Source organism: Pseudoalteromonas porphyrae, assembly GCF_001298125.1.
Taxonomy (GTDB): domain Bacteria; phylum Pseudomonadota; class Gammaproteobacteria; order Enterobacterales; family Alteromonadaceae; genus Pseudoalteromonas; species Pseudoalteromonas neustonica.
Map to the genome: position 1 here is coordinate 1 of NZ_LHPH01000087.1, position 641 is coordinate 641.

Annotated in this window: 2 protein-coding genes; both read left to right on the plus strand. The window is 45.9% G+C overall.

What is annotated here, in order from left to right:
- The coding region (locus ADS77_RS21290; protein WP_152960662.1) for a tyrosine-type recombinase/integrase at positions 1-196 on the plus strand (196 nt) is incomplete at its 5' end.
- On the plus strand, positions 193-641 hold a 449-nt coding region (locus ADS77_RS21295), incomplete at its 3' end, for a transposase zinc-binding domain-containing protein (RefSeq protein WP_200909672.1). The genes ADS77_RS21290 and ADS77_RS21295, both read left to right, overlap by 4 nt.

The window sequence follows — 641 nt, forward strand, 5'->3', positions numbered from 1 at the left end:
TGGTTTAGCGCACTGTAATCCACATGCCTTACGCCATGCTTATGCAACACATCAACTTGAATCAGGTATGCCACTTCATCAACTGCAACACCAGCTTGGTCACAGTGACATTAGAACCACGCAAAGTTACTTACACTGGTTACCTGAATTAGGGCATGGTGGCATTGATTTACTCGCAAGTTGGGGAAACCAATGAGCGGCTTGCACCTCGCTGATATTTTAAATTCTGGCCTTGGGAATTATCGGCAACATCATACGATGAGCTATCAACAACTGCGTGTCTGCCAACACCTTCAATCATGCAGAACGGGTCAGCTCGGTTATCAAGCATGGCAATGTGATAACTGTAGTGAAGTACAACAAATTGGGTGTAGTTGTCGAGACCGTCATTGCCCACGTTGCCAAGGGATGGCTACGGCTAAATGGGTGCAAAAACAGCAGGAAGATTTATTACCGTGTCGGTATTTCCACCTTGTTTTTACGCTCCCGCATGAGTTAAATATCATTGCGCACTACAACCCAAACGCGTTGTATCAGTGTTTATTTAAAGCCGCATGGCAAACGCTGAGCAAATTTGCGAAACGAAAGAGGCATGGTCAGTTAGGTATGACAAGCGTACTGCATACGTGGGGGCAGAACTT